Origin of the sequence: Bacillus sp. AFS029533, assembly GCF_002585125.1 — a bacterium.
Taxonomy (GTDB): domain Bacteria; phylum Bacillota; class Bacilli; order Bacillales; family Bacillaceae_G; genus Gottfriedia; species Gottfriedia luciferensis_B.
This window is the reverse complement of sequence record NZ_NUQC01000062.1, coordinates 1-26,865: the sequence shown is the minus strand read 5'-3', so window position 1 is coordinate 26,865 and position 26,865 is coordinate 1. Positions and strand designations below refer to the sequence as shown.

The following is a 26,865-nucleotide window of genomic DNA, read 5'->3' as shown; positions in this document are numbered from 1 at the left end:
TTTACGAAAATTTGGTAATTTAATTGACAAAGTTGTTTTTCAACAGCGTGAAAAAGACCAAAACATCAAAGTTTTGGTCTTTTTATTAAACAGATAATATGATTTTCCCAGTTGATTTTCTACTTTCTAATAGATCATGAGCAAGCTTACCATCTTTTAAAGGAAACACAGTAGGTTGTTGTACGATTAATTGTTTAGTTGCGATCCAATTAAATAGCTCATTACTTCTACGTAGTCTCTCTTCTTTTGAAATTAGAACATTCCACAAGTCTCCACCAGTTAGTGTTTTTGAAGTATCCATTAGCATTCTAGGATCAATATGAACTGGATCCCCTCCAGCCATTCCATAAAATACAACTGTACCGTGAACTTTTGTTGCTTCAAAGCTATCCATTATTGTCGATCCTACTGATTCATATACAACATCTACACCATTTTTTTCTTTTGTAAACTCTTTTATTTGTGAAACCCAATTATCAGTATATAAAAATACTTCTTTCGCACCGATTGATAAAGCTTTTTCCCTTTTTTCTTGTGATGAAGTTAATCCGATTACCTCTCCACCTTTTAAAAGAATCATTTGAGTCAATAATTGACCAACACCACCTGCGACTGCATGAACAAGTGCAACATCACCTGATTTTATTTTATAACTATCATTAATTAAATAATGTGCAGTTAACCCTTGTAGCATAATTGACGCCGCAATTTCAAAATTAATTTCATCTGGAATTGGAACAATATGAGATTCCTTTGCAGCTACATATTCTGCATTTGAAAAAGGAACATCTGCAAACGCTACGCGATCTCCTACTTTATAGTCCGTTACATCCGAACCGACTTCGGTAATAATTCCAGAGCCTTCATACCCTAAAATATATGGAGGATCGCCTGCTAAATGATAATTTCCTTTACGACGATAGATATCTGCGAAATTAACACCTACAGCCTTCATTTCAACTAATACTTCATCTTTTGAAATTTTAGGTGTTGCTATTTCTTCGTATTTTAATACGTCTGATTGACCAAATTCTCTAAAAACAAGTGCTTTCATTTACATACTTCCTTACATTTAAAATTCAAAGACAAAATCCTCATCTGTTAATTTTTCCACTGTAACTGCTTTTACATACCCATTACCTTTAACAGAAAAGAAATCATGATTTTTAGTATCCGTTTTTAAACCATTTAAAACAATTGGATTGATATCTTCTTCATCAAAATAATAATCAAAACCTAAGTTCATTAACGCTTTGTTTGCATTATATCGAATAAACTTATTAACTTCATCTACTAAACCTATTGGAGAATAAATTTCTTCTGTATATTGTAACTCAATTTCATATAATTGAACTAATAATGACATTGTTTCATTGTAAAGTCGAGTTTTTTGTTCATCAGTAAATTGGTCATATATTTGTTGTGCTAATAGTCCTACAAATACACCGTGAATACTTTCATCTCGTAAAATTAGATTAATAATCTCACCACTAGCAGTCATTTTCCCTTGACCGGCTAAGTATAATGGGAAGAAAAATCCACTATAAAATAAGTAACTTTCTAAAAATACACTTGCAACCATTGCCATGTATAACTCTTCATCCGAAACATCACGCTTTAATAAATTTAAATAATATGAAGAAATTAATTCCGATTTTTTAGTTAAAATTGGATGCTTGTCCACCCATTTAAATAAATCTTCAATTTCATCTTCTGTAGCAAGAGTTGTAAAAATATGCGAATAGCTTTTCGCATGTACTTCTTCCATCGCACCCATGAAAGCTAGTACACTTTTTGCTTGTAAATTTTTAAGATGAACTAAGATTAAAGGCATACCTTCCCCGCCTTGCTTTGTATCTAATAATGTTAGACCACCTAAAACCTTTTTAAATGCTGATTGTTCCTCTTTTGATAATGTATTCCAAGTATTTTTATCAGATGAAACGACAATTTCTTCTTCAGTCCAAAACTGCGATAGATTTTGCTTCCAAAACACTAAACTAAAATCATCTTCTTTTTTATTCCAGTTAACAGCTTTCATTCATATTTCCCCCTAATCATAAAGAAAGCTCGATGATATAGAACAATATGCATAATGCATTCTATATTCGAGCTTTTCATTTTAGATCATTAAGTAATTTATTTTAGATTTCAATTTAGACTATTGAACTCCTTCTATACTAAAGTCCAATACTACTTTTTATACTGAACAACTAATACATTCTTCAACACTTAATTTACGAGTACGTGTGTAATATAAACTCTTTAATCCTTTTTTATTAGCATAAATATAGTATCTAGCAAGCTCTCGCGTTGAGATATCACTGTTTACATAAAGGATTGTACTAATACCTTGATCGACATGTTGCTGAATTTCAGCAATTAAGTCGATTAACTTAAATTGGTTAATATCATAAGCTGATTTATAATACCAGAAACTATTTTTTGATAAATATGGCATCGGATAATAAGTTGTTGAATTTGCGTACGTTCTAGATTCAATCACATTTACAATCGGCATCACCGATGAAGTAGCATTTTGAATGTAGCTAATCGATTGTGTAGGCGCGATTGCTAAACGATAGCTGTTATATAATCCATACGCTTGTACTTGCTTACTTAATGTAACCCAGTCAAATTCATTCGGGATATAGATCCCATTAAATAATTCCTTTACCTTATCTGTTTTAGGTTCAAATGATTTTGAAGTATACTTTTCAAAATAAGTACCTTTAGCATATTCACTCTTTTCAAAATCCTTAAATGTTTTACCAGTTTCTTTAGCGATTAGCATACTTTTTTCAAGAGAATAAAAGTTTACCATCATAAAGAATGTATTCGCAAAATCTTTAGCCTCAACACTTTCATATGAAATTCCATTTTTCGCTAAAAATCCATGCAAATTCATTGCACCTAGACCAACCGAATGAAGTTCTTCATTTGCCTTTTTCACTGTAGGTGCATTCTCTATTTCCGTCATATCTGTTACAGCTGTTAATGCCTCAATTCCAACATGTACAGATTCTCTGATCGCTTTATTTTCCATTACGTTTACGATATTTAATGATCCTAAATTACAATTGACATCACGTTTGATTTGATCTTCTTCACCATAGTTATTGATGACTGATGTTTCTTGTAGTTGAAAAATTTCTGTACACAAATTAGACATTTTAATTTCGCCAATATCCTTTAATGCATGTTGCTTATTAGCATTACTTTTATACATTAAATATGGATAACCAGATTCTAACTGAATAGCAGCAATTTTTACTAAAAGATCACGTGCACTTAAATCTAGTTTTTTCTTTTTAACTCGCTCATTATTTAATAATTCTTCATATCTTTCATCTATATCAAAATCATCTAAATGAATTCCATATTCTTTATACACTGTATATGGTGCGAATACATAGAATGGTTCATTTTTTTCTGCTAGTTCAAAGAATTTATTTGGAACAATTAAACCGATTGATAGTGATTGAATTCTACTCTTCTCATCGGCATTGATTTTTTTTGTATCAAGAAATTCAACTACGTCCCAGTGGAAAATATTTAAATATGATGCACCAGCACCTTTACGTTGTCCAAGCTGGTTAGCATATGAAAATGAATCTTCTAATAGCTTCATAACAGGAACAACACCACTTGCAGCGTTATCAATTTCTTTAATTTGCTCTCCACGTGCTCTAAGTTTTGATAGATTTAGTGCAACACCACCGCCGATTTTTGACAATTGCATTGCTGTATTAATTTGAAATCCTATTGAATTTAAACTATCGTCCATTTCTAATAAGAAACATGACACCAATTCGCCTCTTCTACTTCTTCCAGCATTTAAGAAAGTTGGAGTAGCAGGCTGATAGTTTTGTTGAATCATCATTTTTGCTAATTTCAATGCTTTTTCAATATTGCCTCTTCCTAAATATAGTGCAACGATCGCAATTCGATCTTCATAACCTTCTAAGTAATTCTTTCCATCATTTGTTTTTAATGCGTAATCTTTAAAGAACTTTGATGCGGCCATATATGATTGAAAAGTGAAACCTGCATTGTATACTAACTCATATAATTTTTCTATTTCATCAAAGGAGTAATCCATCTCAACATTATAATAGTAGTTTTCTTGAATCATATAGTTTAAGCGTTCTTTTAAAGAAGAAAACTGAATCTTTTTATCTTCAACTTCTTTTAAGAAACAAAGAAGCGCTTCTTTATCTTTTGCGAGATCAAAAAAACCATCTTTTTTAATCGTCAATTCATTATTCAGCTCAATATGTCTCAAGCTTTTCCACTCCCTCAATAAAATATTGTACATCTCGACTTGTCCCTGACAGTTCAAACTTTGATAACACTGGAACTTGATAGTCTGATGCTATTTTATCTGCACTTGCTGCAAAAGAATCTCCCCAGTTTTTATTACCACTTGCACTGACTGCTTTTAAATACTTCGAATTACTCTTCAAAAAAGTACTTACGTTTTCAGGTACGTTACCAAATCCTGTAGTATAGGTTACGAGAATATACGGTACTTCAATTTTTAGTCCATCTTTTATTTGGATTGACGGCATTCTAACTTTATTGACAAATCGCTTAACATTGCCAGTCATTGAACTGTAAACTATCACCATATTATCACCCTCGTTAATATGTAAGAATATTGAAAATACTTATATTATATACCTACATATTGTATTACCTTTTTAGAACAAACACAACATATAGGTACTGAATTTAAAAAATAAACATTTCGACAATATGTCTCGAAATAAAACAATATATGAAATTTAACAAATTATGGAGAAGAGTGCAATAAAGTGTAAAACGATTTTTTTGTCAAATGAGGTCATAACATTTTCACAAAAAAAGTACTCATTAACACCTTGCGAAATAAGAAAAAAAGCTAAAAAAACTTTTTTTTTTCGCAAACTTTTAATGAGTACACGATTAAAATAATATTATTTTGACTTTAGAATTTAATAAAAACAGTTAACTTCTCGCTTCTTCTAAGTAAGTATAAATTACATGGCCTCCATGCTGAGCGATTCCACGGAAGTGCTTAAAGTCATCTCGATTAACGATTATTTGTCTAAATGCTAAAAAATCATCTTTTGTAACGCTAATTTCTGAAATCTCACCTTTAACTAACTGATCAATCAAATTGATAAATTCATTTTGTTCCATATAATCACCCTTTATTATTTTGATCGTTTTTTTGATTGCTACAAGAAATAAACTTCAATCCTAACATTAACAAAGAATGTACTTAATGGAAACTAAATCGTTACATCAAGAATTTTTTCTGTAACAGCTAAATTCATATTTTTATTATTTACTAAAATCACTTCACTTTTCCCATCTTTTAAAACTAAAAATGCTTTAGGAATTACTTCTATTCCTGTTCCAATACTCGCAAACTCGTATGATGAATGAGCTTCGCCTAGCGCTAAAATCATTTCAAAAAATGGTACTAAAATAATGTTTTCAAAAAATAAAATCGGATCACCTATAAGCGTATTACTACTAACCAAATTTTTAATTTCATTTGAAATTTCTACTTCAAACTCATCAAACCATTCTTTCAACAAACTAACCTCCTGAAAGTGCTACAACCATTTTTGCCTTTCAAAAGGTTTTTAAACATAATTTCTTATGAAAAAAGACAAAATTGTAAAAAAATTTAAATTTTCTCTTTACCTTTAAACCGTTTTCATGCATTATAGAAGGTGTCAAGTCAAAACTTTGTTAGGAGATACGCTCATGAAAATTGCAGAAGCAGGAAATATCATTGAGTTTAAACAGGGGTTGAAAGGTAGAGTACAAAAAGTTAATAAAAATTCTGTCATTGTTGACATATCCATAATGGAAAACTTCAGAGATTTAGAAATGGAACCGCTAACAGTCGTAAACCATAAAAATTATAAAATAGTAAGAACAGCAGAATAGTTTAAAAATAGTAGATTCTGCTTATATTCATATTTTAAAAGGTTCGAACTACATAGATTTCGATTCTATTAAAATTTCATTAGAATTTTTTACCAAATCAGTCTCAGGTCCCGTGTATATCACGGGACTTTTTTTTATGATTACAAATGAAAATGTGATAAGTGATCTTTACGAAAAAAATCTTGTACCATTCACTCTTTAGTAAAGGAGATGGCTATTTTGTTTCTTTGTCCAATTCTTTAAACGATTTTACTTTATCATGTGGCTGATGGTTCGACTTTCTTTCATTCCAAAATCGTTCCTTTTCTTTTTTTGATTTTGTCATTTTCATACCTCCTAAAATTAATGATTTCTTGCCATCTTATCATTTCACAAAAAATGAAAATCTATGTTAATTATTTTTAGAAGGATTGAGGAAGAAAATCGTATAAAATTTTAAGAGCTTTATCTTGAATGAGAGAAAAAACGCCATCAAAAGATTGAAAATTCACACTATACATATTTATCACTTTATCACGATCTATAGAAAGGAAGGTAGTTAATGAACTTTTTAACTAAATTTAGTTTAAAAAACTCTGTAGCAATATTTATTATTTCGTTTTTATTAATATTTGGAGGATTATATTCTTATTCAAAATTAAAAGTTGAAGAGCTTCCAAATATCGAATTTCCAGCAATCTCTGTTCAAGTTGTTTATCCTGGTACAGCACCAGATGATATAAATGAGCAGATTACAACAAAACTTGAAAATTCATTTAAATCAATCGAAGGTATAAAGACACTTTCAAGTTCTTCTTTCGAAAGCGTTTCTGTTATTAATTTAGAATTTCCATTTAATACGGATATGGATAAAGTTGAACAACAAATAAATACAACATTAAAGGATGCTGGATTACCTGAAAATGTAACAACAAAGGTAGACCGTTTTTCGTTTGGATCATTCCCTATTTATTATCTCTCTATGTTTTCAAAAGATGGTTCAAATATCGAAAAAACTTTAAATGACGAAATCGTACCAGCTTTAGATAAAATTGAAGGTGTAAACAGCGTTTCGATAGGTGGAGGAAAAACTACTTCCCTATTAATCGAAGTTGATAAGCAAAAAGTTGCAAATTTTGGGCTTTCTTTATCAAGTATAAAAGATCAAATTAATGCAAAATTCCTATCCTTCCCTGCTGGAAAAATAACTGATGGCGATATTAAAATTCCAATTCGGGTCGAAGAAAAATTAGATACACTGCAAAAACTAAAGGATATAGAATTACAGCCTGCATCTTTTACTTCTACCGCGCAAAATCAAAATGCTCAAACTCCGAAAGTTTCATTAGGAGAAATCGCTAAAATTGAATCAGTAGATTCGAAAGATGAATTAATTCGTTATAACGAAAATGATGCTATTTCAATGGCAATAACGAAGAAGCAAGATGCAAATACTGTTGAAGTAGCTGACAAAGTAATTAACGTATTAGATAAGTACAAAAATGAAATTTCATATAAAGTGGGTTATAGTTCTGCTGAAGGCGTAAAGTCATCCGTTGAATCTTTAATTAAAGAAGGTTTATTAGGCGCATTATTCGCCTCTTTAGCAGTATTGATTTTCTTACGTAATTTCAGAGCTACATTTATTGCTATTATATCGATACCTTTATCATTATTAATTACATCGATTTTCTTGCTTAAATTAGATATAACATTAAATATTATGACCCTAGGTGGTATGGCAGTTGCAGTAGGGCGTGTAGTGGACGATAGTATCGTTGTAATTGAAAATATTTTCCGAAGAATACGTAAATCAAAAGAAGGCATTTCAAATAATTTAATTTTATCTTCAACAAAAGAAATATTAAAAGCAGTCACATCTTCTACTATTACTACAATTGTCGTTTTCTTACCTTTAGGTGTTGTAGGTGGATTTACTAGTAAAATGTTCCTACCATTTGCTTTAACAATTGTTTTTTCTTTACTTGCTTCATTGTTAGTTTCGATTACGATCGTTCCAATTTTAGGTCGCTATGCATTTAAAAAAGTACCACCTGAAGAAAAAGAAGAAAAAATTCAAGTTTGGTATGGTAAAGTGATTGAAAAATCATTAAATCGCAAATGGATTATCATTATACTAGCTGTTGTATTACTTGCAGGTTCTTTCTCTTTAGTAGGTAGACTTGGTTTTACATTTATTCCAAATGAATCTTCACGATCAATCATTGCTTCATTAGAACTGCCATCCTCTACATCATTAGAAAAAACAAATGAAGTTTCATTAAAAATGGAAAAGATGTTCTTAAATATGAAACAAGTGAAAGAAGTTTCTACTGGTGTTGGTAGCCGTGACTTTATGACTGGCCTAAAAACTGAGAATAAAGCTAGTTATTTTATTAATTTAAAACAAAGTGCAGATGTTGATCAATTTATTAAAGATACAAAAAGTAAAATGGAGAAAGTAGCAGCTTCAGAAGTTCAAGGTGCTAAAGTAGGATTACAAGAAAACTCTTCTGGTGGTCCACCATCAAATAATAATGTTGACATCAATTTATATTCTAATAACTTAGTTGCACTTCAAGAAAGTGCAAAAAAAGTTGAAGATTATATGAAAAAGAATGATCACTTAAAATATGTTACGAATAATTTCTCTGAAAAACAAAAACAAGTTATTGTTTCAGTTGATGAGAAAAAAGTATCTGAAAACGGTCTATCCGCTGGCATGATCTTAGGTTTAGTTGCAGACCAAACAAATCCTGTCAATATGAGAACATTAAAAATCGATGGTAAAGACCAAAATGTGCAATTAACTTATAATAAAGAACTCCAATCCGTAGAGGATATTAAAAATATTAAATTGCTTGGTAAATTAGGACCAATTAAATTATCAGATGTAGCCGAAGTTAAAGCCGTTGAAACATATTCTGCCATTCAAAAATTAGATGGCAAAGTATTTGCGAAGGTTTCTGCTCAAATAAAAGGAAAAGACATTGCAAAAGTAACAAATGAAGTAATCAATGATGTGAAAAAAGATGTAGACTTACCATCTGATGTAACTTTAAAAGGTGGTGGCGGTAGTGATGATACTACACAAACATTTAAAGACTTAGGTGTTGCGATGGGAGTTGCAATCGGATTAGTTTATTTAACGATGTTAATTACTTTTGGAAAAGCTCGAATTCCATTTATTATTTTATCAGCATTGGTATTTGTACCAATCGGTTCATTCGTTGCACTATTCCTAGCAGGCGAACCGCTTTCAATTAGTGTAATGATTGGTTTACTAATGTTAATTGGGATTGTGACAACAAATGCAATCGTACTAGTCGATCGAATTGGCCAAAATATAGAACAAAAAAGATTACCTCTTCGCCAAGCGATTATCGAGGGAGGTAAAACACGTCTAAGACCTATATTAATGACCGCATTTGCGACAATAGCTGCTTTATTACCTTTAGCATTAACAAAGTCTAGTGGTACACTTATTTCGAAAGGATTAGCTATAACAGTAATTGGTGGTTTAACTTCATCGACCTTATTAACACTAGTATTTATTCCGGTTGTATATGAATTGTTCTTTACCAAAAGAACAAAAAAGCATACTAATTCTGAGGAAACTGCTAAAGTAGTTAATAATTAATTTGAAGAGAAAGGTTAATCCTTTCTCTTTTTGCTTTCATCTTTAATTGTCCTTTATCGGGCTAAGAATCCTTTCCTCTTCATTTCTAGCCAAAATAAAAACTCCGACTTTTAAAAAGTCGGAGTAAATCCTTATAAATTTTGATCGTTAACTCCTGCTAGCCATTTTCTAACAGGTTCTAGTGTTTGTTCAATACAGCCATCATTAAATGGAGATTCAAGTTTAGCCTCTTTTACTAAGCCTAAAAATGATTTACTTCCCCCTAATTGGCAAAGTCCAACATAATCGGACCACGCTGAATTTCGGTCTTCATGCATTTTATTCCAAAATTGTAATGCACAAATTTGAGCTAATGTATAGTCAATATAATAGAATGGTGATTGGTAAATATGCCCTTGTCTTTGCCATAAACCACCCTTTTCTAAATAACTATTTCCATCATTTGCTCGATGAGGTAAATACTTTTCTTCAATGCTCTTCCAAAGTCCGTGACGTTCCTCAGGTGTTAAGTCTGGATTTGCGTAGATTTCATGCTGGAATTCATCTACTGCCACACCATAACTAATAAATGTAATTGCACTACTTAAATGTGTAAAATAATATTTTTGCGTATCTTCCTTAAAGAATTCTTCTTGCCAAGGCCATGTGAAAAATTCCATACTCATTGAATGAATCTCACACGCCTCAAAAGTTGGCCAGTTATACTCAGGTGTTTCAAATTTACGACTTTCATAAACCTGGAATGCATGACCAGCTTCATGTGTTAATACGTCAATGTCACCAGATGTTCCATTGAAATTCGAGAAAATAAAAGGAGCTTTATAGTTTGGAATATAAGTACAATATCCCCCACCTTGTTTTCCTTCCTTTGCAACTAAGTCTAGTAAATTTTCTTTTAACATAAAATTGAAAAATTCACTTGTTTCATTCGATAATTCATCATACATTTTTTTACCATTCTCAATAATCCATTCAGGATTACCTTTTGGTGTTGCATTACCAGTTACAAATTCGAATTTATCGTCATAGTAATAAAGTTGTTCTACACCGATTCGATTTGCTTGTCGTTCTCTTAATTCGGTAGCAATTGGAACAATTGTTTCAAGAACTTGCTCTCTAAACTTCTTAACATCATTTGCATCGTAATCCGTTCTCATCATACGAGCATATCCAAGTTCAATAAAGTTTGAGAAACCAAGTTTGTTTGCAATACGAGTTCGGATTTTTACTAATTTATCGTAAATCTCATCAAATTTATCTTGATTCTCCGAGAAGTATCCAAAGTATGTATCGTAAGCTGTCTTTCTAACCTCTCGATCTTTATCCTCAAAATGTGCTGAAATTTGTGCTAACGTTTTCACTTCACCATAAAACGGAAGTTTAGCAGCCGCTACTAACTTAGCGTATTCAGTCGTTAGTTTATTTTCTTCCTGTAAATCCGGAATTACTTCTTCACTTAGAATTTTCACTTCACATTCAGCTAAAGCAAATAATTGCTGGCCATATTTTTCTTCAAGTTGCTCTCTAAACGGAGAACCGATTAATGCTTTATAATATTGTTGCCCATATGATTGAACAATTGGAGTGTTCTCATCAAAAAATGCTTGCTCATCCTCATAAAACTTATCGTTTGTATCAACTGAATGGCGAACTGCACATAAATTTTCCATTGTTGAAAATTCATTTCTTAAATCATTGATTTCATTCATTGCTAATTCTTGTTCATAGACCGTTGAAGCATCATAAAAATTTTGTAGTGAACGTTTAAACTGTTCTCCAAAGTTCTTAATATTTGGTCTAGAATACTGGTAATCTTGAAAACCCATGTTAATCCCTCCATTTTTTGTGATATTGCTATTATATATAAAATCTTCCTGTAAAAAAACCTAAATCTAAATAAATTTCTGAAAATTTAAAAATTATTCACTTAGAATCTACCTATAAAATTGCAGAGATACTAGTTTTTACTAGAGTTAATTGATTGAAAATAAAAAAAGCTCCATCAAAATGATGAGAGCTTTTTAGTTAGACCCATGGTATCCAATTTTCTTCAATAAGTGAATTAAGAAATTTTTTTCTTCATTAGATAGATCACTCATTTGCTCATGTAAAAATTCTTCGTGCATTGGAAATATTTCTTCCATCAGTTTATTTCCACTTTCAGTTATTTCTGCATAAATTACACGACGATCTGCACTACAAGGATTTCGATAAACTAGACCTTTTTTTTCAAGTTTATCTACAACATAAGTAATACTACCACTAGCAATTAATATTTTTTCTCCAATATGTTGAAGTGGTTGATTTCCTTTATGATACAAGAGCTCAAGCACTGCAAATTCAGTTGGATTTAAATTAAAACTGGCAATTGATTTGTTTGCAGAATCATTTATCTTTCTATGAGCTCGCGATAAAACAATAAATAGCTTTAAAGATAGCTCTATATCTTTTCTATTTGTCTCTTCCATAATAAAACCCCTTCAATTTCTTTTACATAACTCATTCTATATTATTATTGTACACTTATTAATCAAACTTAAGATTATTTCAATGAAAATGACTTATTTAATTCCGATAGCAATTTTTTTTGGTATGAAATAATTAACTCGTCCAATTCTTGACTGGCCTTTAAGGTTAAATGTTCGTTTAGCCCTTTAGTTTCCGCAAAAAATACCATTTCTTCCCTTTTTAATGAAATAGATAATAATAAACGGCTGAGTTGATATTCATTCATTAGACTGATTCCCTTCTACAGGATGTTTTTTAACAAACCTTTTTCATTCATAATCGAATTAATTTCTATTATTCATTCTATCTAAATTATTTAAAATAGATACAATATGAAACCTACTAAGCAAAATTACCTAGTAGGTTTATTTTTTTTATGAAATAGCGCTTTTTTCTATCGTTCTTACTTATAAATTAGACGACTTTTTATTAAATCCTGCTTAAAATAATTAATTTTGATTTAAGTGAGTTTCTATCGGTATCTTTTATCTAAAGTTTTTTAAACGTAGCTTTGTACAAATAGTAATGATCACTTTCTTTCTATACAGTATACTCTAAAAAAATTTTATTTAGCAAAACCAACTAGAAATGATCACTTTTAAAAAATAGTATATTTTTATTATAAAATAAAAAAGCTAAAATGTAATGGAATTTATTTACCACTACTATTTTAGCTTTTTTTCTTCTATTTAGTTGCCTGCTTTTATTTTATGACCTTGAATCATCATTAGTTTTACTTTATAACTTATTAAAAATTCAATTCCTTCTAGCCACTTTTTCGTTTCTAGTGGACTTCTTCCCCAAACTGTAATCCCGTGATTTCTAACAAGAACAGCCCCAAAATCCTTTGTTAAAAATGGAGTATATGCACGTTTAAAAGTTTCCATGTCTTGTGCATTCTCAATGATTGGAACTATTATTTTATTTTCAAAATAAGAACTTGTTAATATATGAACCATTTCATTATTTTCAAGTTCTACCTGCCCTTCATCACCAAATAGTTCAGAAATAACATTATTATCTACAGTATGTACATGGAGCACACAAGTAGCAGATGTTTTTTCGTAAATATTTGCATGAACCAATGTTTCAAGTGATGGCTTTAATACCGTATCAAATACTGGTTCACCAAGATTATTAACTACTATAAATTCTTCATCACAGCGTGCTCTCTTATCCTTCTCATCCGCTGTTACAAGAAATAATAATGGATCGTCTGAAATTTTCATAGACAAATTTCCACTCGTACCATAAAACCAATCTCTTTTAGCCAAATCACATTTAATATTCGCAAGCTTTTTCCACTGTTCTAAAAATAAACTCATATTTACACCTCCACTTATTTAGACTATCTATTTGGACACCGTTAAAAATTCAAACTATTCATACTATTTAATAAAATTATGTCATGTGTCGGTCTTCATTGTCAATAGTTCTAAGTAAATGAACAATCATCAATTTTCTACAACATTTATCCATTTTTGATAGTAATTAATGATTTAATACTTTTTTTACATCCTGATTTGACAGCACACCTATTTTATTACACAAATAAGTGAAAAATAAAACTTTTTTACTCATATTGCTTTTCCTTTCTTTCCCTAGGGAAACTTTTTTGTATTTAGTAAATCATATGTCTTTTTATAAAAAAGGTGATGAAAATCTACTATAAAATCTGGCAAGTTTCAGTTAGACGAAATCACTTAGGAGGAAAGTATATTAGAGGCACTAAATTACCCTAATAAATAAGTAATTTGATATTTGTATTGCTTCTTTACTTCATTCATTTTCTATTTCGCTTTTGAAAATTTAGTAATCTCAATATTTTATGATAAAATAAATCGATAATAATTTAGAACGAGGTATATAAATGAACATTGTTTTAGCAACATTAAATGCAAAATATATCCATACTAATTTGGGTATTCGATACATTAAAGCGTATGCTCAGCCTGAATATGATATAGAGCTTGCAGAATATACGATTAAAGACCCAAGTCTTAACATCATTACAGACTTATATAAACGTAAGCCGAAAATACTTGGTTTTAGCTGCTATATTTGGAATATCGAACAAACAATTGAAGTCATCCGTATGTATAAAAAAATTGATCCTTCCGTTATTATTTTTGTTGGCGGACCAGAAGTAAGCTATGATGTGAATTATTGGTTAGATCGCGTAAAGGAAATTGACATCATCACAATTGGTGAAGGAGAAATTACTGTTAAGAAATTAATTAAAGCTATTGAAAACGGAAATGATTTTACTTCCATAAATGGCATTGGTTATCGAGATGAAGGAAAAAATATCATTAAACCACAAACAGAAAAATTAGACTTAACATCTATTCCATCGCCTTATCGATTTAAAGAAGATTTACCATTTCTAAGTAAAAGAATTCAATATATTGAAACAAGCCGAGGTTGCCCGTTTAATTGCCAGTTTTGTTTATCTTCTATTGAAGTTGGGGTTCGATATTTTAATCGAGAGGTTATCAAAGATGATATTCGTTATCTTATGGCAAATGGAGCGAAAGTATTTAAATTCGTAGACAGAACTTTTAACATCAGTCGTAGTTATGCAATGGATATGTTCCAATTTTTAATTGACGAACATGTGGAAGGAACAGTATTCCAGTTTGAAATTACTGGTGATATTATGCGACCAGAAGTCATCGAATTTTTAAATCAAAATGCTCCTAAAGGCTTATTCCGATTTGAAATAGGCGTTCAATCTACAAATGATGCTACAAACGAACTAGTTATGAGAAGACAAAACTTTGAAAAGCTTTGCAGAACCGTCACACTTGTACGAGATGGCGAAAAAATAGATCAGCATTTAGATTTAATTGCTGGTTTACCAGAAGAGGATTACAATTCATTTCGACAAACATTCAATGACGTTTTTGCTTTAAGACCAGAAGAGCTGCAACTAGGGTTTTTAAAAATGCTAAGAGGCACTGGAGTACGATTAAGAGCGCATGAACATGATTATGTTTATATGGATTATGCCCCGTATGAAATATTAAGTAATAATGTACTATCATTCGATGATATTGTGAAAATTAAGCAAGTTGAAGACGTACTCGAAAAATATTGGAATGACCATCGAACAAATAGTACAATTGAATATTTAATTAAAAATGAGTTTGAAAGTCCATTTGATTTCTTCCAATTATTTGGTTCTTATTGGGAAGAACGCGGTTGGTCAAGAATCGGCCATCAGCTTGAAGATTTATTTAAGCGTCTGAATGAGTTTTTAACTCATTATAAAATTAAAAACGATACGATTGTTAAAGATATTATGAAAATTGATTATTACCTAAATCATAAATATAAACCGCGTAAACCTTGGTGGGACGAAGTTACAAACCATGATTTTGCGAAGGATCTTTATAAACGAATTATCGAAAATCCTGAATATTTAGGTTCAGATTTTATTTCACTTAATTTAAATGAAAAAGAAATTTATAAGCATACAATGATTGAATCTCTTTCATTTGATATCGAACATTTCTTACTAACTGGAGAATATAGAACTGGTAATTATGCGATGCTAGTTTATTTCTCACCTAAAACATTATCGCCTTCATTTTTTACAATTGAAGCATAAGTAAAAGAGGACAATATTCATTTTGGATATTGTCATTTATGCTTTTAAAAAAAAAAGAAGTTGTCAATTAAATAAGAATTTCTTGTTGATTTCCACTACGGGATGCTCGCTTTCCATGGGGCATGAGCTGAGCCTCCTCGTTCCTGCGGGGTCTCACCCTTCCTGCATCTCCCATAGGAGTCGAGCATCCCTTCGTTCCAATCAACTCTTCAAATATAAGAATTAATCTCTAAATCAAAATAATTCTCATTTTAAAGAATTGTCTTTTTATTAACTAAAACATATACCCAAAAGTCAAATTCAAATTCTACTTATGCAAATTAACATATACAAATATGGTAAACCCCTTTATAACATTTTTTAATCAAACGAGTACATATTCAGTGACTATTATTGAACATAAAATATCATTTTTTGATGATTTATTTATGATTAAATGTTTAATGTACCTGAGTGGTTTTGCTATACCAACAAATTCTAGAATTTGTTATTCGATATTAATACAACATCAGACTGATTATTAAACTGTAATTTTACTCTAAGTAAAGGATATTAGATTGTTTTTTTAGTGTATACATTTTTTTATGAATAATTTGATTGGAACGAAAGGTTGCTCGACTCCTATGGGANNGTAGTGGAAATCAACATCACTCTACTCCTTTAACGAATATTTGGTAATTAATTGACAAGATTGTTTTTCAAAAGCGTGAGAACAATATTCATTTTGGATATTGTCCTTTTTGTATTGAATTTACTAAATAGCAAATAATAATTTGTAAGTAGAGGTGATATATAATGAATAGAAAAAATGAGAAAACTGAAATTGATTCACCGGTAATGAATGATACTTTACCCCATATTTCAAATTTTCCTTCTTTTAAAGGGACAGACATTAAAATGGAAGAACCTTTTGTAAATTCAAAGGGTGTAGTAATTGGGGACAGTAAGTATAGCTCTCCTAACTCTCCATTAAATAATTGGTCGGATGATGTTGATCCATCAGTTATGGCAGGCGACGAGTGGGTTCATCCAACAAATGATATTGGTTGGGCAAGTGCAGAAAACACAGACTTATTAGAATCAAGAAAACGAGAACAGCCTGCTAAACAATTTATGCATCCACAGCACGAAACGAAAGACTGATTGAAATGCAAGATTTAGGGGATCGGAAGAAAGTATCATAACTTCTATCCCCTATTTTGTCTTTAAAATAGTGCGATTTTAATATCGTCCTTTTTTTGGACTAGTAGCATATGTAATTGCGCTCTGTGGTGTGTGAAGTGGACTAAAATCTCTAATAGCCATTCGAATTTTGAATATTGAAGGCCCCAATATGAAGTAGATTTTTCAACTAACTCTTTTTCTTTCATATTAAAATAGCATTCCTTTAATTCATGAAAATTTTTTTGTAATAAACTTTTCATTTCAACTAGTGATTTACATTCAACCCCGGTATAGTATTTAACCATTATTTCTTGACTAGCACCGCTCATAATTTCCATATCAGCACCAATAAGCTCACTTAGATGTTGGACTAGCTCCCCAATCGATTTCTTGTCCTTAACCGGTCGGAAATTTAAATCTTCCTCATTAATTAAATCAATCATTTCTAAAACACTCTTTACACATAAACTCAATTGATGAATCACATTTTCAATATACATAAGTTTGAGCGGGACAAGAATGGCGGAATAGTTCTAGATCAATCCCTCAAACAATTTCCTATCTTCTCCCTTTTCCTCCCTTCTGCTTAAACTTTACCTTTTTTTGTCATAAAACCATTCCTTACTGAATAGGCTTGTACCATAAAGGAGGGATCTTGATGAGAACATTGGCTTGGCATGAAACCTTAGAATTACATGAAATTGTTGCTACAACTACTTACTACTTATATAAGCTTAAAACAAATATAAAAAATATAAAAGATTCAGGATTAAAGGAATTATATAAAACTTCTATTACATTGTTTGAAAATAACTTACGGGATTTACTAAAATTTATGAGCAATATTACGATTGGGGAAAGGGATGCAGCAAGCGATAAACTAGCAAGCGAAATGAGTGCTGAAGATTTATTATCAGCAACAAAAGTATTAACAAAAATGTATGCACATGCACTTACAGAAACAGCTACTCCTGATTTAAATAATTTATTTATTAAGCATCTTGTATCGGTGAACAATTTGCATACTCAAATTTTTAGCTATTTATCAAAACAAGGTCAATATTCCGTATTTAATATTAATAAGTTAATCGAAAACGATGCTAAAAAAGCAATGGATGTTATAAATATGCCGTATTAAAAAATGGACGTAATAGAACGTCCATTTTTTAATCTTTGTTGAAGTTTTTATTAGATAAGTCAGTAACCTTTTCAGCTGCTATATGATGATATCTTTTTGTATTTTCAACTAATTTTATCAAATTAAGATAAGTTTGCTTAGCCCCTAATACAAGTAATGGAACCCCAATAAAATCGATATGTAAAAATCTTGATGTAAAACCACCTAAAGTCATAGCTAAAGGGACTGTTGGTGATGTACTTGATAAAATAATTTTATCTTCTTCATTTAATAAGATTTTCCCTAAACTTTCGATCGCTGTTGGCACATTTTTAGTATATCTTTTCGCAACTGTATACACTTGGTCCCCATTTTCATCTTCACCGTGATAAAATAGTTTTCCACCATCTTTTGGTTTTAGTTTATTAAATAAATAGGTATTCTTTACTTCTTCCGTTGTCGGCTGGCGATCAAGTGGTAATTGCTTTAAATGATATGCAGCAGCCAAAGGTGAAGAATGCGTACCTCCAAAACAGTAATAAATATAATATTTCATTTATCTCATCCTCAAATTTTTATATTAATACGTATGTAAATGTAATTGCTTTGAATCCCATTCTGCAAAGCATACTTGTTTAAGTGATAAATTTGACTCAGAAAGTTTTTTATGAACCCACTTTTCATCTTTTTTCAACGAGTTAAGAGCTCTTTTAATTATTTTTCCATCACTAATTATGACAACAGGTAAAAATTCTTTTTCCATTTGAATTTTTAAATCCTGTTTAGTTGGGGTATCAAAATTTGACTTCTTCAGGACACTAATCGTGCCGTCATTTTCTAAAATAGCATATGAAACTTCACTGACTGCAAAAGTATCCTTTGCTCTTAGCAATTGCATCAATTGGTCAGTATCCAAACGATTTCTTTTCAATTCTTTCCATTGAATTGCTCCGTGTTTAATTACAACAGAAGCATCACCTTCTAAGAACTTTCTTGCCCACATTGACTTTTGTGTCAAGATCTCAGTTACAAATATTAATGCTCCCCAAACAAAAATACTAAAAAGAATTTTTGGTAGATTTGCTTCCTTATCATATATTCCATCTCCTAGTATATTTCCTAACACTAGTGACGAAATCAAATCAAATGGCGTTATTTGTGTAATTTGTGTTTTCCCATTAATTTTAACGACAATAAAAAGAGCTATATAACCTAAAAACAACTCTGTAAACATTTCATGATAACTCATGTAATACACTCCTATATTTTTATTACCTATTAAATTTTCTTACTACTTTACTCTTTTTATACATAAAAATGGTAATTGATTAACATTCTAATTAAAATTTAATGATTCATATAAATAGATGCGTCTGGATGAGACCCCACAGTAACTAGATCTTTTAGTATTTTAGCTAGTATGTAACTATAAACTGTTCCATTGCCTCCATAAGCCATTAAAAAAAGGCAATTAGGATATTCATCGTATTGTCTAATCATTGGTAAGCCGGAATGTGTTCCTCCAAATGTACCTGTCCAAAAGTATTCTGCTTTAGCTTCTTTATAATGAGGAAACAACTCTATTAAATTTTTTATTAGCAGTTCTTTTTTATGGAATAACATAGATTCACGTTTTTCTGGTATTATTGTAGGTTCGTCAAGTCCTCCAACAATTATTCTTCCGTCAACTGTCGTCCGGAGATATAAATATGGTCTTGCCGTCTCCCAAATTAAACAATTTTCATACCATGCATTGCTTTTTTCTACTAGAGGTTGTGTTGCAATCGCAAATGTTGAAGTTAAAATTGCATTTTTCTCACTTTTTATCTCCATCGATTCATAACCCCCAGCAAAAATAACTTTTTTTGCTCGAACCGTATGTTTATTTTTAGTAAAAAGTTGTACCCCTTCATCTGTACCGATGATCCGAGTTACCTCTGTTTCCGAATACACCTTCAATCCTCGTTTCAGAGCATATAAAAGTAAGCCGTGTGCGTATTTATACGGATTTACTTCAGCGTCATCCCCTGTGAACAGTGCAGCTTCCTTCGTAAAATTAAACTTTTCTTCAATTTGCGATTTTGTATATCGTTCAACAGTAAAACCATTTTCTTTTAATGTTTTATATTCCAAATCAATCATTTCTTTACCATCTAAATTACTAGCATAGTATAAACTTTTTCTTTTTATAAAATCAGGATTAATATCAATGTTTTTTGACATTTCTTCAAGACCTTTAATTGCCTCTACACATAATTGATAATGACGGACAGCTATTTCTTTTCCATATGAATGAATAAACGAATTTAAAGTTTTGTCATTAGAATATTGTAAGAGCCCCGTATTTGCACTAGTGCTTCCCTGTACTACTTTTTTTCGTTTATCTAGTAAAATGACTTTAGCTCCTGTTTGACTTAGGAAATATGCACATAAACTCCCTGATTCACCACCTCCAACTATTACAAAATCACAATCTAGATCTTCATCGAGTGGATTTATATTTTCTAGTTCTGGATGTGAATCAGTGTAAGTCGTTGGCCAATACAAGGTCCCACTAATACTTTTCACGTCTTCTCGTCTCCTTTCTTCGAATCATATTTAAGGTAGTTTTTGTCAGTTGAATAAAAAAAATCCCACTTTTTTAAAAGTGAGATTTTTTAACATAATATTATGAATGAATATCTAAAAATTTACTGAAATTATGATCTTTCAGCTAACCATTTACCAATTGTAGGATATGTCGTTTTTAATGAAACAGGTCCAAACATGATTGATACATGGCCCGATGGAATCGAAACATACTGCTTATCTACGCTAGAAATATGCTCATTTAATGCTTCAACTTGGCAAGGCATTGCAATATGGTCCTTCGTAGCAGAAATATTTAAAACATTAGCTTTAATGTTTGATACATCTACTTTTCTTCCTCTAATTTCTAAGTCACCGCTTAATAATTTATTTTGTTGGTAAAACTCTCTGATCCATTGGCGATATGCTTCACCTGGGAATGGAATACCATCTGTAACCCATTTTTGCATTAACTGCCAAGACTTAATAAATTTTGTATTATCAGAGCGATCCAATAATGTTACATAAGGTCCAACAAAATTAGTAACTGGTTTTAACATTTTGTTACCAAAATCGATCATTTCAGGAGGTATATTCCCTAATGTATCAACAGCTTTATCAAGTGCAAAGTATTTTTCATTTAAAAATGCACCATATAAACCTGTATCTGAAAAATCGAATGGACTAGTTACAAAAATTAAGTTTTTAATTGGTGCATTTTCATAAAGTGATGCGTAAATACTTGTTAACGTACCACCCATACAATAACCTAACAGCGATATTTCTTTTGCACCTGAAAAACGAAGTACTTTATTTACCGCTTTCGCAATATAGTCGTGAATAATATCGTCAAATTTCAAATGACGATCTTCATGAGCAAAAGTTCCCCAATCTAATAAATAAACATCAAATCCTTCATTAACAAGATACTCAACAAAAGAGTTCCCCTTTGTTAAATCAAGAATATACGGTTTATTAATTAGAGCGTAGATAAGAAGGATTGGAGTCTTTTTTACCTTTTTTGTAGTTGGAATATAATGATATAATTTACTTTTATTTTTCGTCCAAATCACTTCTTTAGGAGATTGACCTACTAAAGGTTCTCCCTCTTTAATAAGAATATCTGCAGTTTTCTTCAATCTTTTGTATGATTCTTTTAATCCGCTCGGAAGCGATTCCGTTGCTTCTTCTAACAATTGTGAATTAAACACACATTTCCCCCCTTTTGATCTTAAAAAAGGTCATCTATAAGTAAGACTTAAACGTAAAGTCCGCCATTAACATTAATCTGTTGACCAGTAATGTATTCTCCGCCTTCACATAAGTAAATAACAGCCTTAGCAATCTCTTCAACTGTACCAAATCTTCTTTTTGGTATTCTTGATTTAATTTGCTCTTGTACATTTTCCGGAATTTCTCTTACCATGTCAGTTTCAATAAATCCTGGACATACAGAATTTACTGTAACGTCTGTTTTAGCTAATTCAAGAGCTAATGATTTAGTAAATCCAATCATTCCTGCTTTTGCAGCTGAATAGTTTGTTTGACCGAAACCGCCTGCTTGACCTATTACTGATGAAATATTAATGATACGAGCATTATCAGATTCTAATAAGTATGGTAAAGCAGAATTACATGTGTTATAAACGCTGCTTAAATTCACATCAATAACCTCGTGCCAATCTTCTGCACTTAGTTTTTTGAAAGAACGGTCTCTAGTAATACCAGCATTATTAACAATAACGTCTAATCGGCCAAAATGCTCAACTGTACGATCAATTAATGCTTTTGCTTGATCTAATTCAGCAACATTAGCTTGAACTGCTAACGCCTCATAACCGTTTTCAAAAAGTTCATCTACAACTGCTTTTGCGTCTGCTTCGCTATTATTATAATTGATAACAACTTTTGCACCTTTTTCTGCTAAAGCAAATGCTATCGCTTTTCCAATCCCTTTTGCTCCACCTGTTACGATCGCTACACGATTTACTAAATCCATTATCATTTCTCCTTTTTTAACTAATTATTGTTTTGTTGGTTGTTTAGTTGTTAATTGTTGTAAAAGTTGTTCAATATTAGCCATTGAAGACTTTAGTTGTTCAATATTTTCCATTGAAGACTTTAATTCACTAACTTGTTGATGAATTGATTTGGTTTCAGCTTTTAATTTTGTAAGATCTCGTTTTACTGTCACAATGTCTAACTCTTTTTTCAATGCTGCTACATCTAACTCAGGTTGAGAATCTAAAAATAATTGATCTTCTAATGTATCTACTTTCGATTCTAAATTAATCACTAAGCTAGCTACATTTGCGATATCTTCTTTGGAAGCAATATTTGAAGCTTCTAAGAAGGTTTTTGATTGGTCATTCAACATCTTTTTACAGAATAGATTAAAATCTATTACAGAACCCATCCACTCGGAAAATTCTTCTTTCTGAACATATTCGTTCATCATTTTTCCAAAGTATTTTTCATTAACATCATACATTTGCTTCCACATTTTCAATGGATCTGAATAATTTTGCTCTGACATGTTAATCCCCCTCACTACTTTTAAGTATAGAAAACAAGCTAACGACAAAACAATCCAATGTTTTCGTGATATTTCTACATTTGTTGTCGAAATTTGTTTTTTAATATTCATTATATTTAAAATACATTGACAATAAATTTAACTAAGTGTAAATTACACCTAAGGGATGATGATTCCATTACTACGATATAGGGGGGAACATAACTTTATGACAACAAATGAAAAGGAAACAAGCAAAAAAAACAAACAAGAAACCTCTGAATCGATAACATTGCCTAAAAACTTCTTGGTTCCCTTTCTACTTCTTAGCCTTAAGCAATGGAATATGCATGGCTATAAATTAATGCAAGTATTATTTGATTTAGGTTTTACTACGCTTGATTCAAGTAATGTTTATCGAATTCTAAGACAACTTGAAAAAGAAAGTTATATTAAATCTAGTTGGGAATATGGAATGGAAGGTCCGGCAAAGCGAATTTACTCTATTACAGATGCCGGAGAGGAATATCTAAAAACTTGTCATAATTCATTTACTCAATATAATCAGATGCTCCAAACATTTTTTTCGATTTACACAAATTCATTCTTTCCATTTAGCAACTCTGATCAAAGTTTTAAAGATGATTGAAATTGCAGCAATGCATTCAATAATAAATTTTTTTGGAGGAAATACTAATGACTGAAAAAACAATCGAATTACAAACTGAACTTGCAGCTGAGAATTTTCAAAAAATGCTTCAATATTTATTAGACAATCAATTACAAATTCAACAATGGACAGAGTCTTTATTTCAAGAACAAGCAAAACAATGGAAAACTTTAAACGAGCAAGTGCAAGTACAACAACAAGAGTCTTACGAGCAATTCCAAGAAATGATTAAATTATTAAATGAAATTAAGCCTACAATTAATCAAGAGACTTACGAAAAAACTTGGAAAAAATTAGTTGATCAGTTTGCTCCATACCAATCTTTATGGACAAATATGAATCAAAACCCATACCAACCGTTTTTTCAAGCTATGAGTACATTTTCAAATCAACAACAACAATTTTTTCAACAGTTTTTTAAACAACCATTAAATAACACACCTTACACTGCATGGACGAACATGTACCAACAGTTCCAAAAAACACAAGAAGATTGGTTTAAAAACTTACAAGAATTCTCATTTACAAAACTATAATCAATATAGTTAAACAATTTTCTTGATTAGCTATACATTTCATCAAGGAGAGGAAGAAACAAAATGAATGTTTTCGAAAGTGCAAGAAATGTACAGGAAGTTCATTTTGACTCCATTTCAGTTGGTGACGAAGCTACTCTCGAAGTTAAAATTACTGCAGAGTTAATTGAACAATTTGCTGCAATTTCAACAGATGTAAATCCAATTCACTTATTAGATGATTTTGCAAAAGAAAGCATCTTTAAAGAAAGAATTGCACATGGCATGTTGATTTGCAGCTTTATTTCCTCAGTATTAGGTACAAAACTTCCCGGCAAAAACACCATCTACTTATCTCAAGAAGTATTTTTCAAAGCACCAGTAAAAATTAATGACACAATTAAAGTAATCGTCAGTGTTGTACGTAAAAGAGATGATAAAAAATTATTAACGCTCCAGACGAATGTATATAATCAAGAGAATGTACTCGTAGTTGAAGGATCAGCTTTGGTTAAAAAGTTAACATAACCCTAATATGACTGTATTTACCAAGCATGAGAAAACCCTAAATGTAAAAAATAGAATTGTAAGCTATTACTTACAGAAAGGGAGATAATCATGACAAGAACAAATAAATTATTAGTTCCAGGTGTAGAACAAGCACTTGATCAATTTAAATATGAAATCGCTAACGAATTCGGTGTAACTTTAGGATCTGATACAACTGCTCGTTCAAACGGATCAGTTGGTGGCGAAATCACTAAACGTTTAATTGCTCAAGCAGAAAGTCATTTAAGAGGTCTTTGATTGAAGTAATACAAACTATATAAAATGGCTTAATATAGGGGAAGATTTGATTCTTCCCTTTTTATTTTTATTTTTTTTGGAAGAAAATAGCATTTTTTATCTTAACTAGTTGTATAGACAAGTTGAAACTTTTAGGTTAATATTGAAAGCGTAATCATTATAATAATTTTCGGAGGGAAAATAATATGCTTAGTTTCTTACAACGTATTGGTAAAGCATTAATGCTACCAATCGCTGTCCTTCCAGCTGCAGGACTTTTACTGCGCTTTGGACAACCAGATCTTCTAAACATTCCGTTTATGGCAGCTGCTGGTAATGCAATTTTCTCTAATCTTCCATTAATCTTTGCAATCGGTGTTGCAATCGGTATTTCAAAGGATGGAAATGGAGCCGCCGGTCTTGCAGGTGCAATCGGTTACTTTGTATTAACTGCAGGTACAACTACGATAAATAAAGACATTAACATGGCTGCCCTTGGTGGTATTATTACAGGGGTTGTAGCTGGTCTTCTTTACAACCGTTTCAGTGGTATTAAATTACCTGAATGGTTAGGATTCTTTAGTGGCCGACGATTCGTTCCAATTATAACGTCAGCTACTATGCTCGTATTAGCAGGAATATTTGGTTATGTATGGCCAACAATTCAAGATGCTATTAACTCAGTTGGTAACTGGATCATTGATATTGGTCCAATCGGAGCTGCAGTATTCGGTTTCTTAAACCGTATTTTAATCCCACTAGGATTACATCACGTATTAAATACAATTTTCTGGTTCAACTTAGGTGACTTTACTGATGCTGCTGGTAAATTAGTTCACGGTGACTTAAACAGATTCTTCGCTGGTGACAAATCTGCTGGTGCATTCATGACTGGTTTCTTCCCTATTATGATGTTTGGTCTTCCAGCTGCTGCATTTGCAATGATCGCTGCTGCAAAACCAGAAAGACGTAAAACGGTTGCAGGTATGTTTATTGGTCTTGCTTTAACTTCTTTCTTAACAGGTATTACTGAACCAATCGAATTTGCATTCATGTTCATTGCTCCAGTACTATATACGTTCCATGCAATCTTAACTGGTTTATCAATGGGTATCGTAAATGCTTTAGGAATTAAAGATGGCTTTACATTCTCAGCTGGTTTCATGGACTACATTCTGAACTACAATATTGCAACTAAACCAATTCTATTAATCCTAATCGGTTTAATCTTTGGTGTAATTTACTTTATCGTGTTCTACTTCGCAATTAAGAAATTTAACATTAAAACACCAGGTCGTGAAGACGACGAAGATGTTGAAACTGATGAAGTAACAACTGAAATTGGTGATTCATTATACCTACAAGCTTTAGGTGGAAAAGAAAACTTAACAAATATTGATAACTGTACAACTCGTTTACGCTTACAAGTAAAAGATGCTTCTAAAGTTAATGAAGCACTTCTTAAAAAAGCTGGTGCTCGTGGAGTTATTAAATTAGACGATAAAAACGTACAAGTAGTTGTAGGTACAAACGTAGAGTTTGTTGCTGAAGACTTGAAAAAACAAGTTAAATAATTGATTTTAAAAGCTTGTCCATAATGGGCAAGCTTTTTTTGCTCATGAAGGGTTTATGGGTTAGTAAATAGATCAATGCTTGAAGCTTACTTATTCAAAAGGGTTCTTAAGGAACCATATGAGCTATATCATGTATTATACTTCCTCATAAGCGGTTCATGAGGAACTTTATATGCTAATTCTTGAATCTTACTTACTCATAAAGGGTTCATGAGTAATTAAATGAGCTATATCATGAATTTTACTTACTCATAAGCGGTTCATGAGTAA

The 26,865-nt window shown here is 31.2% G+C and carries 28 protein-coding genes; 10 read left to right on the top strand and 18 right to left on the bottom strand.

Features of this window, described 5'->3' with window-relative positions:
• Positions 1-85 precede the first annotated feature (85 nt).
• From COE53_RS22395 to COE53_RS22370, 6 genes are all read right to left on the bottom strand, one after another.
• Positions 86-1,054, bottom strand: a complete 969-nt coding sequence (locus COE53_RS22395) for a quinone oxidoreductase family protein (RefSeq protein WP_069035509.1) — start codon at positions 1,052-1,054, stop codon at positions 86-88.
• An 18-nt stretch (positions 1,055-1,072) separates the two neighbouring features.
• Positions 1,073-2,041 (bottom strand): class 1b ribonucleoside-diphosphate reductase subunit beta, encoded by a 969-nt coding sequence (nrdF, locus tag COE53_RS22390; protein WP_069035508.1) that lies wholly within the window; start codon positions 2,039-2,041, stop codon positions 1,073-1,075.
• Between the two features lie 159 nt (positions 2,042-2,200).
• Complete coding sequence (nrdE, locus tag COE53_RS22385) at positions 2,201-4,285, bottom strand: class 1b ribonucleoside-diphosphate reductase subunit alpha (protein ID WP_098948740.1); 2,085 nt, start codon at positions 4,283-4,285, stop codon at positions 2,201-2,203.
• Positions 4,272-4,631: a class Ib ribonucleoside-diphosphate reductase assembly flavoprotein NrdI gene (gene nrdI / locus COE53_RS22380; protein WP_069035506.1), complete on the bottom strand. Its 360-nt coding sequence runs from the start codon at positions 4,629-4,631 to the stop codon at positions 4,272-4,274. Before nrdI ends, nrdE begins: the two co-directional genes overlap by 14 nt.
• Before the next feature lie 358 nt (positions 4,632-4,989).
• A complete protein-coding gene (locus COE53_RS22375; RefSeq protein WP_069035505.1) occupies positions 4,990-5,184 on the bottom strand; it encodes a hypothetical protein in 195 nt (64 codons plus the stop codon).
• A gap of 92 nt (positions 5,185-5,276) precedes the next feature.
• Positions 5,277-5,585: a spore germination protein GerW family protein gene (locus COE53_RS22370; protein WP_069035504.1), complete on the bottom strand. Its 309-nt coding sequence runs from the start codon at positions 5,583-5,585 to the stop codon at positions 5,277-5,279.
• 175 nt (positions 5,586-5,760) lie between these two features.
• Here COE53_RS22370 and COE53_RS22365 point away from each other — a divergent pair, with 175 nt between their 5' ends.
• Positions 5,761-5,946, top strand: coding sequence for a YkvS family protein (locus COE53_RS22365; protein ID WP_069035503.1), 186 nt, complete (start codon positions 5,761-5,763; stop codon positions 5,944-5,946).
• Positions 5,947-6,160: 214 nt separating this feature from the next.
• On the opposite strand, the gene COE53_RS24455 is transcribed toward COE53_RS22365, so the two are convergent.
• Positions 6,161-6,271 carry a DUF6254 family protein gene (locus COE53_RS24455; protein ID WP_235832784.1) on the bottom strand — a complete coding sequence of 37 codons (111 nt, stop codon included), beginning with the start codon at positions 6,269-6,271 and terminating at the stop codon, positions 6,161-6,163.
• 216 nt (positions 6,272-6,487) lie between these two features.
• Here COE53_RS24455 and COE53_RS22360 point away from each other — a divergent pair, with 216 nt between their 5' ends.
• A complete protein-coding gene (locus COE53_RS22360; protein WP_098948739.1) occupies positions 6,488-9,565 on the top strand; it encodes an efflux RND transporter permease subunit in 3,078 nt (1,025 codons plus the stop codon).
• A gap of 131 nt (positions 9,566-9,696) precedes the next feature.
• On the opposite strand, the gene COE53_RS22355 is transcribed toward COE53_RS22360, so the two are convergent.
• The 4 genes from COE53_RS22355 to mtnB all read right to left on the bottom strand — a co-directional run bounded on the left by COE53_RS22355 (position 9,697) and on the right by mtnB (position 13,398).
• On the bottom strand, positions 9,697-11,391 hold the full coding sequence (locus COE53_RS22355) for a M3 family oligoendopeptidase (protein ID WP_069035501.1): 1,695 nt from the start codon (positions 11,389-11,391) through the stop codon (positions 9,697-9,699).
• Positions 11,392-11,586: 195 nt separating this feature from the next.
• Positions 11,587-12,033, bottom strand: a complete 447-nt coding sequence (locus tag COE53_RS22350) for a MarR family winged helix-turn-helix transcriptional regulator (protein WP_025671754.1) — start codon at positions 12,031-12,033, stop codon at positions 11,587-11,589.
• 74 nt (positions 12,034-12,107) lie between these two features.
• Entirely contained in the window at positions 12,108-12,299 is a 192-nt protein-coding gene (locus COE53_RS22345; RefSeq protein WP_025671755.1) for an aspartyl-phosphate phosphatase Spo0E family protein, read from the bottom strand.
• A gap of 463 nt (positions 12,300-12,762) precedes the next feature.
• Positions 12,763-13,398, bottom strand: a complete 636-nt coding sequence (gene mtnB / locus COE53_RS22340; protein WP_069035500.1) for a methylthioribulose 1-phosphate dehydratase — start codon at positions 13,396-13,398, stop codon at positions 12,763-12,765.
• Between the two features lie 545 nt (positions 13,399-13,943).
• Between mtnB and COE53_RS22335 the strand changes: the two genes are divergently transcribed.
• Both COE53_RS22335 and COE53_RS22330 read left to right on the top strand, forming a co-directional pair.
• Positions 13,944-15,686: a B12-binding domain-containing radical SAM protein gene (locus COE53_RS22335; protein ID WP_069035499.1), complete on the top strand. Its 1,743-nt coding sequence runs from the start codon at positions 13,944-13,946 to the stop codon at positions 15,684-15,686.
• Between the two features lie 795 nt (positions 15,687-16,481).
• Positions 16,482-16,829, top strand: a complete 348-nt coding sequence (locus COE53_RS22330; protein WP_069035498.1) for a DUF3905 domain-containing protein — start codon at positions 16,482-16,484, stop codon at positions 16,827-16,829.
• 62 nt (positions 16,830-16,891) lie between these two features.
• Here COE53_RS22330 and COE53_RS22325 read toward each other — a convergent pair whose 3' ends face one another.
• Positions 16,892-17,293 carry a DinB family protein gene (locus COE53_RS22325; RefSeq protein ID WP_175403537.1) on the bottom strand — a complete coding sequence of 134 codons (402 nt, stop codon included), beginning with the start codon at positions 17,291-17,293 and terminating at the stop codon, positions 16,892-16,894.
• A gap of 215 nt (positions 17,294-17,508) precedes the next feature.
• Between COE53_RS22325 and COE53_RS22320 the strand changes: the two genes are divergently transcribed.
• Complete coding sequence (locus COE53_RS22320; protein ID WP_069035496.1) at positions 17,509-17,988, top strand: spore coat protein; 480 nt, start codon at positions 17,509-17,511, stop codon at positions 17,986-17,988.
• Between the two features lie 28 nt (positions 17,989-18,016).
• Here COE53_RS22320 and COE53_RS22315 read toward each other — a convergent pair whose 3' ends face one another.
• The 6 genes from COE53_RS22315 to COE53_RS22290 form a co-directional block, all read right to left on the bottom strand.
• Positions 18,017-18,523, bottom strand: coding sequence for a DUF3189 family protein (locus tag COE53_RS22315; protein WP_069035495.1), 507 nt, complete (start codon positions 18,521-18,523; stop codon positions 18,017-18,019).
• A gap of 24 nt (positions 18,524-18,547) precedes the next feature.
• Entirely contained in the window at positions 18,548-19,216 is a 669-nt protein-coding gene (locus COE53_RS22310) for a DUF421 domain-containing protein (protein WP_069035494.1), read from the bottom strand.
• Positions 19,217-19,314: 98 nt separating this feature from the next.
• Positions 19,315-20,535: an NAD(P)/FAD-dependent oxidoreductase gene (locus COE53_RS22305; RefSeq protein ID WP_069035493.1), complete on the bottom strand. Its 1,221-nt coding sequence runs from the start codon at positions 20,533-20,535 to the stop codon at positions 19,315-19,317.
• A 131-nt stretch (positions 20,536-20,666) separates the two neighbouring features.
• On the bottom strand, positions 20,667-21,746 hold the full coding sequence (gene phaC, locus COE53_RS22300) for a class III poly(R)-hydroxyalkanoic acid synthase subunit PhaC (protein ID WP_069035492.1): 1,080 nt from the start codon (positions 21,744-21,746) through the stop codon (positions 20,667-20,669).
• Positions 21,747-21,793: 47 nt separating this feature from the next.
• A complete protein-coding gene (locus COE53_RS22295) occupies positions 21,794-22,537 on the bottom strand; it encodes a 3-oxoacyl-ACP reductase (RefSeq protein ID WP_069035636.1) in 744 nt (247 codons plus the stop codon).
• Positions 22,538-22,558: 21 nt separating this feature from the next.
• On the bottom strand, positions 22,559-23,071 hold the full coding sequence (locus COE53_RS22290; RefSeq protein ID WP_069035491.1) for a hypothetical protein: 513 nt from the start codon (positions 23,069-23,071) through the stop codon (positions 22,559-22,561).
• 208 nt (positions 23,072-23,279) lie between these two features.
• On the opposite strand from COE53_RS22290, the gene phaQ reads away from it, so the two are divergent.
• From phaQ to nagE, 5 genes are all read left to right on the top strand, one after another.
• Positions 23,280-23,699 (top strand): poly-beta-hydroxybutyrate-responsive repressor, encoded by a 420-nt coding sequence (gene phaQ / locus COE53_RS22285; RefSeq protein ID WP_069035490.1) that lies wholly within the window; start codon positions 23,280-23,282, stop codon positions 23,697-23,699.
• 47 nt (positions 23,700-23,746) lie between these two features.
• On the top strand, positions 23,747-24,256 hold the full coding sequence (locus COE53_RS22280; protein ID WP_069035489.1) for a hypothetical protein: 510 nt from the start codon (positions 23,747-23,749) through the stop codon (positions 24,254-24,256).
• Positions 24,257-24,319: 63 nt separating this feature from the next.
• On the top strand, positions 24,320-24,763 hold the full coding sequence (locus COE53_RS22275; protein ID WP_069035488.1) for a MaoC family dehydratase: 444 nt from the start codon (positions 24,320-24,322) through the stop codon (positions 24,761-24,763).
• Between the two features lie 90 nt (positions 24,764-24,853).
• Complete coding sequence (locus COE53_RS22270) at positions 24,854-25,042, top strand: alpha/beta-type small acid-soluble spore protein (protein ID WP_069035487.1); 189 nt, start codon at positions 24,854-24,856, stop codon at positions 25,040-25,042.
• Between the two features lie 185 nt (positions 25,043-25,227).
• Positions 25,228-26,595, top strand: a complete 1,368-nt coding sequence (nagE, locus tag COE53_RS22265) for an N-acetylglucosamine-specific PTS transporter subunit IIBC (protein ID WP_069035486.1) — start codon at positions 25,228-25,230, stop codon at positions 26,593-26,595.
• The last annotated feature ends 270 nt before the right edge of the window (positions 26,596-26,865 follow it).